Annotated in this window: 14 protein-coding genes and 1 pseudogene; 6 read left to right on the forward strand and 9 right to left on the reverse strand. The window is 70.5% G+C overall.

Annotated elements, in window-relative coordinates:
• Positions 1-295: 295 nt before the first annotated feature.
• From FJ694_RS06940 to recA, 3 genes and pseudogenes are all read right to left on the reverse strand, one after another.
• On the reverse strand, positions 296-811 hold the full coding sequence (locus FJ694_RS06940) for a regulatory protein RecX (RefSeq protein WP_157265474.1): 516 nt from the start codon (positions 809-811) through the stop codon (positions 296-298).
• 54 nt (positions 812-865) lie between these two features.
• A pseudogene (locus tag FJ694_RS37905) lies at positions 866-973 on the reverse strand (recombination regulator RecX); the annotation flags it as partial.
• Between the two features lie 31 nt (positions 974-1,004).
• Entirely contained in the window at positions 1,005-2,075 is a 1,071-nt protein-coding gene (gene recA / locus FJ694_RS06950) for a recombinase RecA (protein ID WP_157265391.1), read from the reverse strand.
• 172 nt (positions 2,076-2,247) lie between these two features.
• Between recA and FJ694_RS06955 the strand changes: the two genes are divergently transcribed.
• Positions 2,248-2,919 (forward strand): response regulator, encoded by a 672-nt coding sequence (locus FJ694_RS06955; protein ID WP_157265392.1) that lies wholly within the window; start codon positions 2,248-2,250, stop codon positions 2,917-2,919.
• A 96-nt stretch (positions 2,920-3,015) separates the two neighbouring features.
• On the forward strand, positions 3,016-4,569 hold the full coding sequence (locus FJ694_RS06960; protein ID WP_157265393.1) for a sensor histidine kinase: 1,554 nt from the start codon (positions 3,016-3,018) through the stop codon (positions 4,567-4,569).
• A gap of 137 nt (positions 4,570-4,706) precedes the next feature.
• Here the strand turns inward: FJ694_RS06960 and rodA are convergent, their stop codons facing one another.
• The 5 genes from rodA to FJ694_RS06985 all read right to left on the reverse strand — a co-directional run bounded on the left by rodA (position 4,707) and on the right by FJ694_RS06985 (position 10,563).
• Complete coding sequence (rodA, locus tag FJ694_RS06965) at positions 4,707-5,864, reverse strand: rod shape-determining protein RodA (protein WP_157265394.1); 1,158 nt, start codon at positions 5,862-5,864, stop codon at positions 4,707-4,709.
• Positions 5,861-7,885, reverse strand: coding sequence for a penicillin-binding protein 2 (mrdA, locus tag FJ694_RS06970; RefSeq protein ID WP_157265395.1), 2,025 nt, complete (start codon positions 7,883-7,885; stop codon positions 5,861-5,863). The genes rodA and mrdA overlap by 4 nt, the downstream gene beginning before the upstream one ends.
• 141 nt (positions 7,886-8,026) lie before the next feature.
• Complete coding sequence (gene mreD, locus FJ694_RS06975) at positions 8,027-8,548, reverse strand: rod shape-determining protein MreD (RefSeq protein ID WP_157265396.1); 522 nt, start codon at positions 8,546-8,548, stop codon at positions 8,027-8,029.
• Positions 8,545-9,453, reverse strand: coding sequence for a rod shape-determining protein MreC (gene mreC, locus FJ694_RS06980; protein WP_157265397.1), 909 nt, complete (start codon positions 9,451-9,453; stop codon positions 8,545-8,547). Before mreC ends, mreD begins: the two co-directional genes overlap by 4 nt.
• Before the next feature lie 66 nt (positions 9,454-9,519).
• Positions 9,520-10,563, reverse strand: a complete 1,044-nt coding sequence (locus tag FJ694_RS06985; protein WP_066330582.1) for a rod shape-determining protein — start codon at positions 10,561-10,563, stop codon at positions 9,520-9,522.
• A gap of 383 nt (positions 10,564-10,946) precedes the next feature.
• Here FJ694_RS06985 and gatC point away from each other — a divergent pair, with 383 nt between their 5' ends.
• From gatC to gatB, 3 genes are read left to right on the forward strand one after another with little or no spacing between them, the layout of a single operon-like run.
• Complete coding sequence (gene gatC, locus FJ694_RS06990) at positions 10,947-11,246, forward strand: Asp-tRNA(Asn)/Glu-tRNA(Gln) amidotransferase subunit GatC (RefSeq protein ID WP_157265398.1); 300 nt, start codon at positions 10,947-10,949, stop codon at positions 11,244-11,246.
• The gene (gene gatA / locus FJ694_RS06995) at positions 11,243-12,742 is read left to right on the forward strand and encodes an Asp-tRNA(Asn)/Glu-tRNA(Gln) amidotransferase subunit GatA (RefSeq protein ID WP_157265399.1); all 1,500 of its coding nucleotides are present in this window, start codon (positions 11,243-11,245) and stop codon (positions 12,740-12,742) included. Before gatC ends, gatA begins: the two co-directional genes overlap by 4 nt.
• 11 nt (positions 12,743-12,753) lie before the next feature.
• Positions 12,754-14,205 (forward strand): Asp-tRNA(Asn)/Glu-tRNA(Gln) amidotransferase subunit GatB, encoded by a 1,452-nt coding sequence (gatB, locus tag FJ694_RS07000; RefSeq protein ID WP_157265400.1) that lies wholly within the window; start codon positions 12,754-12,756, stop codon positions 14,203-14,205.
• A 197-nt stretch (positions 14,206-14,402) separates the two neighbouring features.
• Here gatB and pyrE read toward each other — a convergent pair whose 3' ends face one another.
• The gene (gene pyrE / locus FJ694_RS07005; RefSeq protein WP_157265401.1) at positions 14,403-15,086 is read right to left on the reverse strand and encodes an orotate phosphoribosyltransferase; all 684 of its coding nucleotides are present in this window, start codon (positions 15,084-15,086) and stop codon (positions 14,403-14,405) included.
• Between the two features lie 23 nt (positions 15,087-15,109).
• Between pyrE and FJ694_RS07010 the strand changes: the two genes are divergently transcribed.
• Positions 15,110-15,910, forward strand: coding sequence for an exodeoxyribonuclease III (locus FJ694_RS07010; protein WP_157265402.1), 801 nt, complete (start codon positions 15,110-15,112; stop codon positions 15,908-15,910).
• Positions 15,911-15,922: the final 12 nt, after the last annotated feature.

Genomic DNA, 15,922 nt, shown 5'->3' on the forward strand with positions numbered 1-15,922 from the left:
ACGCGTTTCGCTGGAAAGCGGCAGGCAGGAAAGCCATGAAACTGCGGTTTTGAATTTTGAATCCCACGGGTGCGGGATTCCGGGCCTGGGGCGTGGCAAACGGCGCGCAATGTAGCACGCGCTTCCTGCGGCCAAACTTACGCCGCCTCCGGCGCCCGGCCGCGGCATTTGGAGCGCGGCGGCTTGCGCCGCGTCAAGGAATCGGCGGAAACCAGGGGTTCCGCGCGCGGCGCGGTCACCACCCTCTCCTCGTCCCTTCACGAGGCTGCCACCGGGAGCGGCCCGTGACGGCGGATCAGTCCTCGCAGGACTGCAGCACGCGGCGGATCACGTCGGCGCCGAAGCCGCGCCCGGCCAGGAAGCGCATCTGCCGCGCGCGCTGTGCGGCGTCGGCGGGCGGCGCGTCGCCGAACTTGCGCGCCCACACCTCGCGGCAGCGCTCCAGCTCGGTGTCGCGCAGCCGCTGCGCCGCGTCCTCGTCGAGCGCCACGCCGTGCTGCGCCAGCTCCTGGCGGATGCGCAGGTTGCCGAAGCGCGCGGCGCGCGCATGCACGCGCGACTCGACGAAGCGCTCCTCGGACAGGTAGCGCTGCGCCTGCAGCCACTCCAGCAGCGCCTCGACCGCAGCTTCGGCCTCGGCCCAGGCCGCGGCGGTGTCCACGGCGGGCCCCGGCGCGGCGGCGTCGCCTGCGGAAGAAAAAACACCCGGCCGGGCGGAGGCCGGGCCGGGTGAGCGGTGCAATCGGGATGGGGAGCGGGATCGGGCGTGGGAAACAGGGTCGGTGCCGTCGCCGGCGTCGGCCACGTCCATGGCCGGTGCCGAAGGCGCGGGCGCCACGGCGGCCTGGGCCGCCGCCAGCGCCGCGGCGCGCGCATGCGGCAGCAGCTTGCGCCGCAGTTCGGCGCGGCTGTGCTCGCGCCGCGCCAGCATCGCCAGCGCGCGCGCCTTGAGCGACAGCGCCGGCCGGGGCACCGCAGCCTGCTCCCGCGCAGTGGCGAGGGCCTTACTCGGCCGCGCCGTCGCCGGCCGCCGCGGCCGCGTCGCCGGCCAGGGCCGGCAGCGCCGGGATGCCCATGGCCTCGCGCACCTTGTTCTCGATCTCGTGGGCGACGTTGGGGTTCTCGCGCAGGAACTCGCGCGCGTTGTCCTTGCCCTGGCCGATCTTCTCGCCCTGGTAGGCGTACCAGGCGCCGGACTTGTCAACGATCTTGGCCGCCACGGCCATGTCGATGATCTCGCCTTCGCGGCTGATGCCCTCGCCGTAGAGGATGTCGAACTCGGCCGTCTTGAACGGCGGGCTGACCTTGTTCTTCACCACCTTGACCTTGGTCTCGTTGCCGATGACCTCGTCGCCCTTCTTGATGCTGCCGATGCGGCGGATGTCCAGCCGCACCGAGGCGTAGAACTTGAGCGCGTTGCCGCCGGTCGTGGTCTCGGGATTGCCGAACATCACGCCGATCTTCATGCGGATCTGGTTGATGAAGATGACCATGCAGTTGGTCTTCTTGATCGTGGCGGTGAGCTTGCGCAGCGCCTGGCTCATCAGCCGGGCCTGCAGGCCCGGCAGCGAGTCGCCCATCTCGCCCTCAATCTCGGCCTTGGGCGTGAGCGCGGCGACGGAGTCGATGACGATCAGGTCCACCGAGCCCGAGCGCACCAGCGCGTCCACAATCTCCAGGGCCTGCTCGCCGGTGTCGGGCTGGCTGATGAGCAGCTCCTGCAGGTTCACGCCCAGCTTCTGCGCGTACTGCACGTCCAGCGCGTGCTCCGCGTCGATGAAGGCGCACACGCCGGACTGCTTCTGCATCTCGGCGATGACCTGCAGCGTCAGCGTCGTCTTGCCCGAGGACTCGGGACCGTAGATCTCGACCACGCGGCCGCGCGGCAGCCCGCCCACGCCCAGCGCGATGTCCAGGCCGAGCGAGCCGGTCGAGACGACCTGGATGTCCTCGATCGCCTCGCCTTCGCCCAGGCGCATGATCGAGCCCTTGCCGAACTGCTTCTCGATCTGGGCCAGCGCCGCCTGCAGGGCCTTGGCTTTTTCGGTGTTGAGTGCCTTCACAGGTGCGTCCATGGTTCTCTCCGGTTTCGTGGCCATGATTGTCTCAGAACTGGATGTTTGTACAGTGGTTGAGGGTCTTTTTCGTGTCCGGACCCCGAGGGCGACTCCCTAAAATGACGCCATTGCCCGCCCGGACAAGGGCTGGCGGCCACTAAAGAGTCATGAACGACAAGGAGACACGGCGATGCGCATTCTGATTGCCGAAGACGACCAGGTGCTGGCCGACGGCCTGCTGCGCTCGCTGCGCAACAGCGGCTACGCGGTGGACCAGGTCAGCAGCGGGACGGAAGCCGACGCGGCGCTGGCCTCGCACGAGTTCGACCTGCTCATCCTCGACCTGGGCCTGCCCAAGCTGCACGGCTTCGAGGTGCTGCGCAAGCTGCGCGCGCGCGGCTCGGCCGTGCCGGTGCTCATCCTCACCGCGGCCGACGGCATCGAGCAGCGCGTCAAGGGGCTCGATCTGGGCGCCGACGACTACATGGCCAAGCCCTTCGCGCTGGCCGAGCTCGAAGCGCGCGTGCGCGCCCTCACCCGCCGCGGCCTGGGCACGGCCTCCAACGTCATCAAGCACGGGCCGCTGTCCTTCGACGCCACGGGCCGGGTGGCCTACATCAACGACCAGATGATCGACCTCTCCGCGCGCGAGCTCTCGCTGCTGGAGGTGCTGCTGCAGCGCGCCGGGCGCCTGGTGAGCAAGGACCAGCTCGTCGAGCGGCTGTGCGAGTGGGGCGAGGAGGTCAGCAACAACGCCATCGAGGTCTACATCCACCGCCTGCGCAAGAAGATCGAGCAGGGCCCGATCCGCATCGCCACCGTGCGCGGCCTGGGCTACTGCCTGGAGAAGATCCCCGGCTGACGCCCTTCGGGCCCACGCCACGCGCCGCGCGCCGCCCGCCCCCTCCTTCCCGCAGGCCGCGGCGCCGGCCTGAGCGCCGCCGCGGCGCCCGACCCCATGTTCTCCTCCTCCCGCGAACAACGCTCCCTCTTCGGCGAGATCCTGGACTGGATGCTCGCGCCGCTGCTGCTGCTGTGGCCGATGAGCGTGAGCATCACCTACCTCGTCGCCCAGGGCATCGCGCACCGCCCCTACGACCGCGACCTGGGCGAGATGGCGCGCACCCTGGCGCGGCGCGTGGTGGTGGAGAGCGAGGCCGGGCGCGCCGTGCTGGCGCCCGAGCGCATCGTCGAGGCGCTGGGCGACACGCTGCGCGCCGACGACACCGGGCAGTTCTATTTCCAGGTGCTGGGCACGCATGGCGAGCTGGTGGCGGGCGATCGCGAGCTGCCCCCGCCCAGCGGCGAGATGGCACCCGCGGGCGAGCTGCGCTTTCGCGACGACCAGCTGCTCGACGAGCCCGTGCGCGTGGCCTCGGTGCGGCTGGCGCTGCCGCTGGCGATCGACGAGGAGCCGCCGCTGGTGCAGGTGGCCGAGACGCTGGACAGGCGCTCGCGCCTGGCCACCGAGATCATCAAGGGCGTGATCCTGCCGCAGTTCGTGATCCTGCCCGTGGCGGTGCTGCTGGTGTGGCTGGCGCTGGCGCGCGGGCTGGCGCCGCTCAACGACCTGCAGCGCCGCATCCGCCAGCGCGAGAGCCAGGATTTGAGCCCCATCGACGAGCGCGATGCGCCCGAAGAGGTGACGCCACTGGTGCGCGCCATCAACGACCTGCTGCAGCGCCTGGACACGTCCATGAAGTCGCAGAAGCACTTCCTGGCCGACGCCGCGCACCAGCTCAAGACGCCGCTGGCGGGGCTGCGCATGCAGGCCGAGCTGGCGCAGCGCGAGATCGACGCCGGCAGCGACCCGCAGTCCGTCAAGCGCTCGCTGCAGCAGATCGCGCTGTCCAGCCAGCGCGCGGCGCACATGGTCAACCAGCTGCTGTCGATGGCGCGCGCCGAGGACGAGGAGCAGGGCCGGCGCGTGCAGTCCTTCGACCTGGCGCGGCTGGCCACCGAGGCCGTGCACGACCTCGTGCCCAAGGCCATGGACAAGCGCATCGACCTGGGCTACGAGGGCCCGGACGAGGGCGAGGCGCTGCCCCCGCTCTCCGGCCAGCCGGTGCTCGTGGGCGAGCTGGTGCGCAACCTGGTGGACAACGCGCTGCAGTACACGCCCGCGGGCGGCACGGTGACGGTGCGGGTGCGCATGGACCCGGCCTCGGAGCCCGCCGCCCCGCTGCTGCTGCTGCAGGTCGAGGACTCGGGCCCGGGCATCGCCCCGGCCGAGCGCGAGCTGGTGTTCCAGCCCTTCTACCGGGCGCTGGGCACCAACGTGGACGGCAGCGGCCTGGGGCTGGCGATCGTGCGCGAGATCGCGCAGCGCCACAACGCCGACATCACGCTCGACGACACCTACGACCGCGCCACCCACGCCATGCCCGGCACGCGCGTGAGCGTGCGCTTCCGGCTGCCGCCGCAGGAGGGCACCGAGGGCCTGCCCGACCTGCCGCAGGGACCGGCCACGCCGCTGCTGCCCTCGCCGCCGCAGCCGCGGGCGGGGGAATAGCGGGGCTGCCCCGGCAGCCCGGCGGGCCGGGCTGAATTTTTCTCCATGGTGTTTGACACATCGCCGTACAAGTCGCGGTGAAGTGTCAAAGGTGGTGGAGATTTTCTCCATCCAGGCGGCCGAAGCCGCAGCCTGGCTCAGGACTGCATCAGCCGCCGGCTGCGCGCGATCGACATCAGCATCCCCAGGCTCAGCCCCAGCGTGACCATGGCCGTGCCGCCGTAGCTGATGAAGGGCAGCGGCACGCCCACCACCGGCAGGATGCCGCTGACCATGCCGATGTTGACGAAGGCGTAGGTGAAGAAGCTCATCGAGATCGCGGCGGCCAGCAGCCGCGCGAAGGTCGTCGGCGCCTCGGCGGCAATGAGCAGCCCGCGCAGGATCAGGAAGGAGAAACCCAGCAGCAGGCTCAGCGTGCCCGCCAGGCCGAATTCCTCGGAGAAGGCGGCGAAGACGAAGTCGGTGGTGCGCTCGGGGATGAACTCCAGGTGCGTCTGCGTGCCCTTCATGAAGCCCTTGCCCGTGGTGCCGCCGGAGCCGATGGCGATCATGCCCTGGATGGTGTGGAAGCCCTTGCCCAGCGGGTCCTTGCTCGGGTCGAGCAGCGTGCACACGCGGGTCTGCTGGTAGCCGTGCAGCAGCGGCCAGTCCACGCCGGGGGCGCAGATGCGGTCCTCGGTGGCGATGAGCGCGCCGATGCCCACCACGCCGGCGACGAGCACCGGCAGGATCAGCCGCCAGCGCAGCCCGGCGAAGAAGATCACGTACAGGCCCGCCGACAGGATCAGCAGCCCCGTGCCCAGGTCGGGCTGCTTGGCCACCAGCAGGAACGGCAGCAGCACCAGCGCCCAGGCCACGGCGAAGTCGCTGCGCCGCGCCAGTCCCTCGCGGCGGTGGAACCACCAGGCCACCATCAGCGGCGTGGCGATCTTGAGCATCTCGCTGGGCTGGATCACGATGCCGACGTTGAGCCAGCGCGTGGCGCCCTTCTTGGTGATGCCGAACAGCAGCGTGGCCACCAGCAGCGCCACGCCCAGCGCGTACAGCGGCACGGCCAGCTGCAGCAGCCGCTGCGGCGGCACCTGTGCCACCAGGAACAGCAGCCCCAGGCCCAGCAGCATGTTGCGGCCGTGGTCCACGAAGCGCGTGCCGTGGTCGAAGCCCACCGAGTACATCGTCACCAGCCCGCCGGCGGCCAGCAGCAGCACGCCCAGCATCAGCAGCAGGTCGAAGCCCGAGAACACCGGGCGCAGCCGCTGCCACAGCGTCGGGCGTTCCAGGATGGCGGCGCTCATCGCCGCACCTCCTCGCTGCCCGCGCCCTGCGCCACGCTCTGCGGCGGCGCGAAGCCGGCCATGACCTCGGCGTTGCCCGGCAGCGGCACGTCCTGGGCGCGGCGCGGCGCGCCGATGGGCGCCACGCTCTCGCCGCGGCGCGTGGCGGCGATGTCGGCCTCGCTGGGGTAGTTGCCCAGCAGCCAGTAGTCGAAGACGCGGCGCGCGATCGGCGCGGCCGCGGCGGCACCGAAGCCCGCGTTCTCCACGATCACCGTCAGCGCGATGGTGGGCGCCTCCAGCGGCGCAAAGGCGATGTAGAGCGAGTGGTCGCGCTGGTGCTCGGCCAGCCGCGCGGCGTTGTAGCGCTCGTTCTGGCGGATCGTCACGGCCTGCGCCGTGCCGGTCTTGCCGCCGCTGCGGTAGGGCGCGCCGGCGAAGACCTTGGTCGAGGTGCCGCCCTGCGTCACGCCGTGCATGGCGCGCTTGATGACCTCCACGTGCTCGGCCTTGAGGCCCAGCGGCGGCAGCGACGCGTGCTCGACGGGGCGCCGGGTGTGCGAGACCACGTCCAGCACCTCGCGCACCAGGTGCGGCGCCGGGCGCTGGCCGCCGGACAGCAGCGTGGACATGGCGTTGGAGAGCTGCAGCATGGTGAAGTTGTTGTAGCCCTGGCCGATGCCCAGGGAGATGGTCTCGCCGGCGAACCACTTCTTCTGCTCGGGGCGCTTGTAGGCGCGGCGCTTCCACTCGGTGCTGGGCAGCAGCCCGGTGGCCTCGCCCTGGATGTCGATGCCCGTGCGCCGCCCGAAGCCGAAGGGCTCCAGCTGGTCGTGCATCAGGTCCACGCCCATCTCGTTGGCCAGCGAGTAGTAGTAGACGTTGCTGGACATGACGATGGAGCGGTGCATGTCCACCGCGCCCAGGCCGTGGTCGCCGTGGCTGCGGAAGGTGTGGTTGCCGAACTGGAAGCTGCCGCCGTCGTGGATGACGGTGCCGGCGCTGCGCTTGCCGCTGGTCAGCGCGGCCATGGCCATGAAGGGCTTGAAGGTCGAGCCCGGCGGGTAGGTGCCGCGCAGCGCGCGGTTGAGCAGCGGCTTGTCGATGGACTCGTTGAGCTCGCGCCAGTTCTCGACGTCGATGCCGTCCACGAACAGGTTGGGGTCGAAGGTGGGTTTGCTGACGAAGGCCAGGATCTCGCCGTTGCGCGGGTCCATCGCCACCAGCGCGCCGCGCCGGTCGCCGAAGAGCTCCTCGACCAGCGCCTGCAGCCGGATGTCCACCGACAGCACCACGGTGTTGCCCGGCGTGGGCGGGTGCGTGCGCAGCCGGCGCACGGCACGGCCGCCGGCGCTGGTCTCGACCTCCTCGAAGCCGGTGGTGCCGTGCAGCACCGTCTCGTAGCTCTGCTCGACGCCGAGCTTGCCGATGTAGTCGGTGCCGCGGTAGTTGGCCTGCAGCTCCTCGTCCCAGTCCTCCATCGCCTTCTTCTCGGCCTGGTTGATGCGGCCCATGTAGCCGATGAGGTGGCTGCCGGTCTCGCCCAGCGGGTACTGGCGGAACAGCCGCGCCTTGACCTCCACGCCGGGGAAGCGGAAGCGCTGCGCCGTGAAGCGCGCCACCTCGGCGTCGGTGAGGCGGTTGCGGATGGGCAGCGAGTCGAAGCTCTTGCTCTCCTCCTGCAGCCGCTTGAAGCGGCGGCGGTCGCGCGGCGTGACCTCGACCAGCTCGGTGAGCTGCTCGATGACGCGCTCCAGCGGCTGCTCCAGCTTCGAGGGCGTGATCTCCAGCGTGTAGGCCGAGTAGTTGGTGGCCAGCACCACGCCGTTGCGGTCCACGATCAGGCCGCGGTTGGGCACCGAGGGCAGCACGGCAATGCGGTTGGCCTCGGCGCGTGCGGACAGCTTCTCGTGCTGCACCACCTGCAGGTGGAACAGCCGCGCGCCCAGCAGCGCGAAGCCGACGAGCACGAAGGCCGCCGCCGCCAGCACCCGGCTGCGGAAGCGATGCAGTTCGCGCTCGAGGTTGCGGAGTTCGGTCACGCTCGGAAGGGGCAGTGCCCAAAAGTGAGGGGGCGCACTGTGCGCGAGGCGCCGGGGTCGTGCAGGTGCGGGGACATTGCGGCGGGCGTCGGTGGTGCGGCGGGACGCGGGGCTGGGACTGCGTGCTGCGAGGTCGCGCCGCTACAGCGGCCGGTTCTCGTCGGGGTCGGGCGCGCGGCGCTGGGGCGCGAGCAGCAGCCACGCCGCCAGCGGCCACAGCAGCGTCTCGAACAGCGGCGCCAGCAGCAGGCCCCAGCCCGGGAACATGTCCCCGGCGATGAGCCGCACCAGCAGCGACACCGCGTGCGCGCCCAGGAACAGCGGGGCGATCTGCAGCGCCTGCTCCAGCACGCTGAACCAGCGCAGCCGCCGGTGCACGGTGATGGCGAAGTACGACAGCAGCGAGTACGCCAGCGCGTGCTGGCCCAGCAGCGCGCCGTGGTGCACGTCCATCACCAGCCCGGCCATGAAGGCCGTGCCCACGCCGATGCGCCGCGGCTGGTGCACGTTCCAGAACACCAGCACCAGCGCCAGCAGGTCGGGCATCGCCGGCTGGCGCCCCAGCGGCAGCAGGTTGATGGCCGCCGCGGCCAGCAGCGCGAACCAGACGAAGAGCGGGTTGGCCGGCAGCAGCAGCTGGTCCGAGCCGCGCGGCATGATCATCGCGGGCCTCCGCTGGCGGCCAGGGCGTCCTGCTTGGGGTCGGGGCGCGGCGGCAGCTGCTTGCCCATGGGCTCCAGCACCAGCACGTGGTGCAGCCCGTCCATGCGCGCCGCGGGCTTGAGGCTCACGCGCGCGAAGCCGCCCTCGGCGCGGCGGTCCACGCGCTCGACGCTGGCCACGGCCAGGCCCGGCGGGTACACGCCGTCCAGGCCGGAGGTGAGGATCGGGTCGCCGGGCTGGATGTCGGCGTTGGCGGCCTGGAAGCGCAGCTCCAGCGCGTCGTTGACGCCGCCGAAGGCCGCGCCGCGCTGCTGGGTGCGGCCGTTGAGCACGGGAATGGCGGCGTCCTTGTCCGACAGCAGCGTGACCTCGGAGGACAGCGGGTACAGCCGCGTCACCTGCCCGACCACGCCCTGCTCGTTGACCACCGGCGCGCCCAGCGCCACGCCCTGGCGGGCGCCGCGGTCGATGATGACCTTGCGCGTGTACAGGTCCCCCGCCTCCCACAGCACCTCGGCGGCCTGGGTGCGCGCGGTGATGGCCGGGCGCAGCTCCAGCAGCGCGCGCAGCCGCGCGTTCTCTTCCTCGAGCTCGCGCGTGCGCGCGGCCTGCAGCGACTGCTGCGCCAGCCGCTGCAGCGCCTCCTGCTCGGCGGCGCGCGCGCTCTTGAGCCCTTCGAGGTACTGGTAGCCGTCCTCGGCCAGCGTCACGGGCACCAGCAGCGTGCGCTGCACCGGCAGCAGCACCGTGGCGAGCACCGCGCGCGCCTGGCTCACCAGCGCGAAGCGGCTGTCGGCCACCATCAGGAACAGCGCCAGCGCCGCGAAGAACAGCAGTTTTGAAAGCGCCGAAGGGCCCTGCCTGAAGAACGGGGGCGGGGTGCGGTCCAGCGTGCCCAGGGCCATGGCGCGTACTGCGGCGATGCGTGCGTGCGTGCGTGCGAAGCGGACCGGCGCGCGGCGAGGCGCCGCTTATTCGGAAGTGAAGATGCTGCCCAGGCGCTCCATGCGCTCCAGGGCCATGCCGCAGCCGCGCACGACGCAGGTCAGCGGGTCCTCGGCCACGAGCACGGGCAGCCCGGTCTCCTCGGCCAGGAGCCGGTCGAGGTCGCGCAGCAGCGCGCCGCCGCCGGTGAGCATCATGCCGCGCTCGGCGATGTCGGCGCCCAGCTCCGGCGGGGTCTGCTCCAGCGCGTTCTTGACGCTGGAGACGATGTTGTTGAGCGGGTCGGTGAGGGCTTCGAGGATCTCGTTGGAGCTGATCGTGAAGCTGCGCGGCACGCCCTCGCTGAGGTTGCGGCCCTTGACCTCGATCTCCTTGACCTCGGAGCCGGGAAAGGCGCTGCCGATGTTCTTCTTGATGCTCTCGGCCGTGGGCTCGCCGATCAACATGCCGTAGTTGCGGCGGATGTAGTTGATGATGGCCTCGTCGAACTTGTCGCCGCCCACGCGCACGCTGCCCTTGTAGACCATGCCGCCCAGGGAGATGACGCCGACCTCGGTCGTGCCGCCGCCGATGTCCACCACCATCGAGCCGGAAGCCTCGGACACCGGCAGCCCGGCGCCGATCGCCGCGGCCATGGGCTCCTCGATCAGGTAGACCTCGGAGGCGCCGGCGCCCAGGGCGGATTCGCGGATGGCGCGGCGCTCGACCTGGGTCGAGCCGCAGGGCACGCAGATGATGATGCGCGGGCTGGGCTTGAGCACCGAGCGCGGATGCACCATCTTGATGAACTGCTTGAGCATCTGCTCGGTGACGGTGAAGTCGGCGATGACGCCGTCCTTCATGGGGCGGATGGCGTCGATGTTGCCCGGCACCTTGCCCAGCATCGCCTTGGCCTCGGCGCCCACGGCCTGGATCGTCTTCTTGCCGTTGGGGCCGCCCTCGTGGCGGATCGCCACCACCGAGGGCTCGTCGAGCACGATGCCCTTGTCGCGGACGTAGATGAGGGTGTTGGCGGTCCCGAGGTCGATGGCCAGGTCGGTCGAGAAGTAGCGCCGGAAGGTTTCGAACATGGTGGGTCAGGGTCTGGCGGGGCTTCGCACGCGGGCTCGGGGCGTCAGGGTTGCAGTGCGCTGCGGGCGCGGCGGGCGAAGGCCGGAATTCTTCACATCAGGGGCTGCGGGTCGAGCGGCTCGGAGCCGCGGCGCAAGGGGGCCTTCGCGAGAGGCCGACTCTCCTGCGCAACCATAAAAAGTCCGTCCTGCATGGAAAAACCCGCCGGCGCAACCAGCGTCGGGCAGCCTGCGCGCAGCGGGAACAGCCTCGGCCGCGCGCCTTGCCGGCTGCCTTGCCGGCCACCCCGGAGGGTCCTGGGTAACGGGCGATAATACCCGATCCCCCCGGGCCGCCGCCGCGCGGCAGGCCTGCAAAAGCCCGAACCCCGAGCACTATTGCCATGGCCCTCAGCCCCACGGACGTGAGCCGCATCGCCCACCTCGCCCGCCTCGAACTGCAGGCCGACGAGCAGGCCGCGATGCTTCAGCAGCTCAACGGCTTCTTCTCCATCGTCGAACAGATGCGCGCGGTCGACACCAGCGGCGTCGAGCCCCTGTACACGCCGCTGTCGGCCCTTGCCGAGGTGCAGCTGCGCCTGCGCGAGGACCGCGTCAGCGAGACCGACCAGCGCGCGCTCAACCAGCGCAGCGCCCCCGCCGTCGAGGACGGTCTGTTCCTCGTGCCGCAGGTGATCGAATGAGCAGCAGCACTCCTGAATTGCACGCGCTGGGCGTGGCCGCGCTGTCGCGCGCCCTGGCCGCCGGCGAAGTCTCCAGCGCCGAAATCACGCAACACCTCCTTGCACGGGTTGCCGCGCACGAACAGCTCGGCGCCTTCGTGCACGTGGACGCCGAGGGCGCCCTGGCCGCCGCGCAGGCCGCCGACGCGCGCCGCGCAGCGGGCGACGCCACGGCCCTGACCGGCGTGCCGATCGCGCACAAGGACATTTTCGTGACCGCCGCGGCGCCCACCACCGCCGGCTCGAAGATGCTCCAGGGCTACCGCAGCCCCTTCGACGCCACGGTGGTGGCGAAGCTCTCGCAGGCCGGCATGGTGAGCCTGGGCAAGCTCAACTGCGACGAGTTCGCCATGGGCTCGGCCAACGAGAACTCGGCGTACGGGCCGGTGCTCAACCCCTGGGACCGCGCGCGCGTGCCCGGCGGCAGCTCCGGCGGCTCGGCCGCCGCCGTGGCGGCGCGGCTGCTGCCCGCGGCCACCGGCACCGACACCGGCGGCTCGATCCGCCAGCCCGCGAGCTTCAGCGGCATCACCGGCATCAAGCCGACCTACGGCCGCTGCTCGCGCTACGGGATGATCGCCTTCGCCTCCAGCCTGGACCAGGCCGGCCCGATGGCCCGCTCCGCCGAGGACTGCGCGCTGCTGCTGTCGGCCATGACCGGCTTCGACGAGCGCGACGCCACCAGCGCCGACCGCCCCACGGAGGACTACCACGCCCAGATGCTCCAGGCCCGCGAGGGCGCCACGGCGGCCAAGCCGCTGCAGGGCTTGCGCGTGGGCCTGCCCAAGGAGTTCTTCCCGGCGGCGCTGGCCGCGGACGTGAACGGCGCCGTGCGTGCCGCGCTGGCCGAGCTCGAAAAACTGGGCGCGACGCTGGTCGAGGTGAGCCTGCCGCGCACCGAGCTGTCCATTCCCGTGTACTACATCATCGCCCCGGCCGAGGCCAGCTCGAACCTGCAGCGCTACGACGGCGTGCGCTACGGGCACCGCGCCGAGAGCTACGGCGACCTGGTGGACATGTACAAGAAGACGCGCGCGCAGGGCTTCGGCGACGAGGTCAAGCGCCGCATCATGATCGGCACCTACGTGCTCTCGCACGGCTACTACGACGCCTACTACCTGCAGGCGCAGAAGCTGCGCCGCATGATCGCCGACGATTTCCAGCAGTGCTTCAAGGACTGCGACGTGATCGCCGGGCCGGTGGCGCCGAGCGTGGCGTGGCAGCTGGGTGCCAAGGGCGACGATCCGGTGGCGGCGTACCTGGCCGACATCTTCACGCTGCCCGCGAGCCTGGCCGGCCTGCCCGGCATGAGCATCCCGGCCGGCTTCGGCGAGGCCAACATGCCCGTGGGCCTGCAGCTCATCGGCAACTACTTCGCCGAAGGCCAGCTGCTGCACGCGGCCCATGCCTTCCAGCAGGCCACCGACCACCACCTGCGCGCGCCCGCCGGCTTCTGAAGCAGACATTCATGAGCACGCCCCAACTCATTCGCGGCTACGAAGTCGTCATCGGCCTGGAGACGCACGCCCAGCTCTCCACCGCCAGCAAGATCTTCAGCGGCGCCTCCACCGCCTTCGGCGCGGCGCCCAACACCCAGGCCAGCCCCGTGGACCTGGCGCTGCCCGGCACGCTGCCGGTCCCGAACCGCGGCGCGGTCGAGCGCGCCATCCGCTTCGGCCTGGCGGTGGGCGCCAAGGTGGCGCGGCAGTCGATCTTCGCGCGCAAGAACTACTTCTATCCGGACCTGCCCAAGGGCTACCAGATCAGCCAGTACGAGATTCCCGTCGTGCAGGGCGGCGTGATCGAGTTCCTGGTCGGCGAGCAGAAGAAGCGCGTCAACCTCACGCGCGCGCACCTGGAAGAGGACGCGGGCAAGAGCCTGCACGAGGACTACCACGGCCTCACCGGCATCGACCTGAACCGCGCCGGCACGCCGCTGCTGGAGATCGTCTCCGAGCCCGAGATGCGCAGCAGCCTCGAAGCCGTGGGCTATGCCCGCGCGCTGCACGCGCTCGTCGTCTGGCTGGGCATCTGCGACGGCAACATGCAGGAAGGCTCCTTCCGTTGCGATGCCAACGTTTCGGTGCGCCGGCCCGGCGCGCCGTTTGGCACGCGGCGCGAGATCAAGAACCTCAACTCCTTCCGCTTCCTGCAGCAGGCCATCGACTACGAGGTGCAGTGGCAGATCGAGCAGATCGAGGACGGCCTGGCCATCGAGCAGGCCACCGTGCTGTTCGACCCCGACAGCGGCGAGACGCGCGCCATGCGCAGCAAGGAAGACGCGCACGACTACCGCTACTTCCCCGACCCTGACCTGCCGCCGCTGGTGATCGAGCCGGCGTGGGTCGAGCGCGTCAAGGCCGAGATGCCCGAGCTGCCGCAGGCCATGGCCGACCGTTTTCAGCAGCAGGACGGCCTGCCGCCTTATGACGCCGGCATGGTCACGCAGAGCCTGGCCTTTGCCGCCTACTACGAGGCCGCGCGCGACGCGTGCAGGCAGCCGAAGCTGGTGGCGAACTGGCTGATGGGCGAGATCAGCAAGCGGCTCAATGCCGACGGCTCGTCCATCGAGGCCGTGCCGGTGAAGCCGCAGACGCTGGGCGCGCTCATCACGCGCATCAGTGACGGCACCATCTCCAACAACGGCGCGCGGCAGGTGTTCGACGCGCTGTGGGCCGGCGAGTCGGCCGACGTCGATGCGCTGATCGAGGCCAAGGGCCTGAAGCAGATGAGCGACACCGGCGCGCTGGAGGCCATCGTCGAGCAGGTGCTGGCGGCCAACGAGAAGTCCGTGGCCGAGTTCCGCGCCGGCAAGGACAAGGCTTTCAATGCCCTGGTGGGACAGGTCATGAAGGCCAGCAAGGGCAAGGCCAATCCGGGGCTCGCGGGCGAGCTGCTGAAGAAGAAGCTGCAGGGCTGAGCGCCCTGCCCTTCAACGAAAACAGCCCGCGCAGCGGGCTGTTTTTCATGGTGGGTGCCAGTGAGGTATTCCGTTCGTCCTGAGGTATCGAAGGATGAACGGCCCCCGCCGTGATGCCGCCGTTTGAGCCTTCGGATTCGGCCTTCGATACCTCAGTCCGAACGGGACAAGAGTCCGGCAACTTCACTCGATCCTCGTCAAACCCCGTAGCGCGCCCGGTACGCCGCCACCGGCTCCCGGAACTGCGCCAGCGCCGGGTCGGCGGCGTGGTCGAGGAAGGACATCAGGTCGGACAGCGAGGCGATGGCGACGACCTCCAGCCCCAGCCTGTCGCGCACGTACTGCACGGCGGACCAGTCCACGTCGGCGCCGTTCTCGGTGGCCTTTTCCTGGCGGTCCAGCGCGATCGTCACGCCGCAGGGCTCGGCGCCGGCGGCGCGGATCATGGCGATGGACTCGCGCACCGAGGTGCCGGCGGAGATCACGTCGTCGATGATCAGCACGCGCCCGCGCACCGGCGCGCCCACCAGGGTGCCGCCCTCGCCGTGGTCCTTGGCTTCCTTTCGGTTGTAGGCATAGGGCTTGTTGTGGCCCAGCCGCGCCAGTTCCACCGACACGGCCGCGGCCAGCGTGATGCCCTTGTAGGCCGGGCCGAACAGCATGTCGAACTGCAGCCCCGAGTCCACCAGGCGGCGTGCATAGAATTCCGCCAGACGGCCGAGCTTGGCGCCGTCGTCGAACAGGCCGGCGTTGAAGAAGTAAGGCGACAGCCGCCCGGCCTTGGTCTTGAACTCCCCGAAGCGCAGCACGCCGGCATCGACCGAGAACTTCACGAAGTCCTCGGCCAGCGACGCATTGGGGGAGTGGTTCGTGTCGTTCATACGGAATTGAGGCAGGTACTGCGATGGGTTTCAGGGTAGTGACGCTCAACCTCAACGGCATCCGCTCCGCGGCTACCAAGGGTTTCGAGGCGTGGGCCGAGGCGGCCGGCGCGGATTTTATGGGGGTGCAGGAAGTGCGCGCCCAGGAGGCCGACGTGGTGGACCGCTTCAAGCGCGTCGCCGGCCTCGAAGGCCATTTCCACTTCGCCGTGAAGAAGGGCTACTCGGGCGTGGGCCTCTACACGAAGCGCGACCCCTCGGCCGTGATCACCGGCTTCGGCTGCGAGGAGTTCGACCCGGAAGGGCGCTATGTCGAGCTGCGCTTCGACACCAGCGCGCGCAAGCTCAGCCTGATCAGCGCCTACTTCCCCAGCGGCTCCAGCGGCGAGGAGCGGCAGGCGGCGAAGTTCCGCTTCCTGGACCGCTTCTGGCACCACCTGGCCGCCCTGCGTGCCGCCGGGCGCGAGTTCATCCTGATGGGCGACTTCAACATCGCGCACCAGGCCCTCGACCTCAAGAACTGGCGCGGCAACCAGAAGAACAGCGGCTTCCTGCCCGAGGAGCGCGCCTGGTTCTCGCGCATGGTCAGCGAGGAAATGGGCCTGGTGGACGTGTACCGCCGCCTGCATCCCGAGGCCGGCGAGGAGTGCTACACGTGGTGGAGCAACCGCGGCCAGGCCTGGGCCAAGAACGTGGGCTGGCGGCTGGACTACCAGGTGGCGACGCCGGAGATCGCGCACAGCGCGCATGCGGCGTCGGTGCACAAGGCGTCGCGGTTCTCGGACCATGCGCCGTTGACGGTCGATTACGGCTGGGCGCTTTGACGGCCGAGCGAC

Source organism: Azohydromonas aeria (genome assembly GCF_009760915.1).
Classification (GTDB): domain Bacteria; phylum Pseudomonadota; class Gammaproteobacteria; order Burkholderiales; family Burkholderiaceae_C; genus Azohydromonas; species Azohydromonas aeria.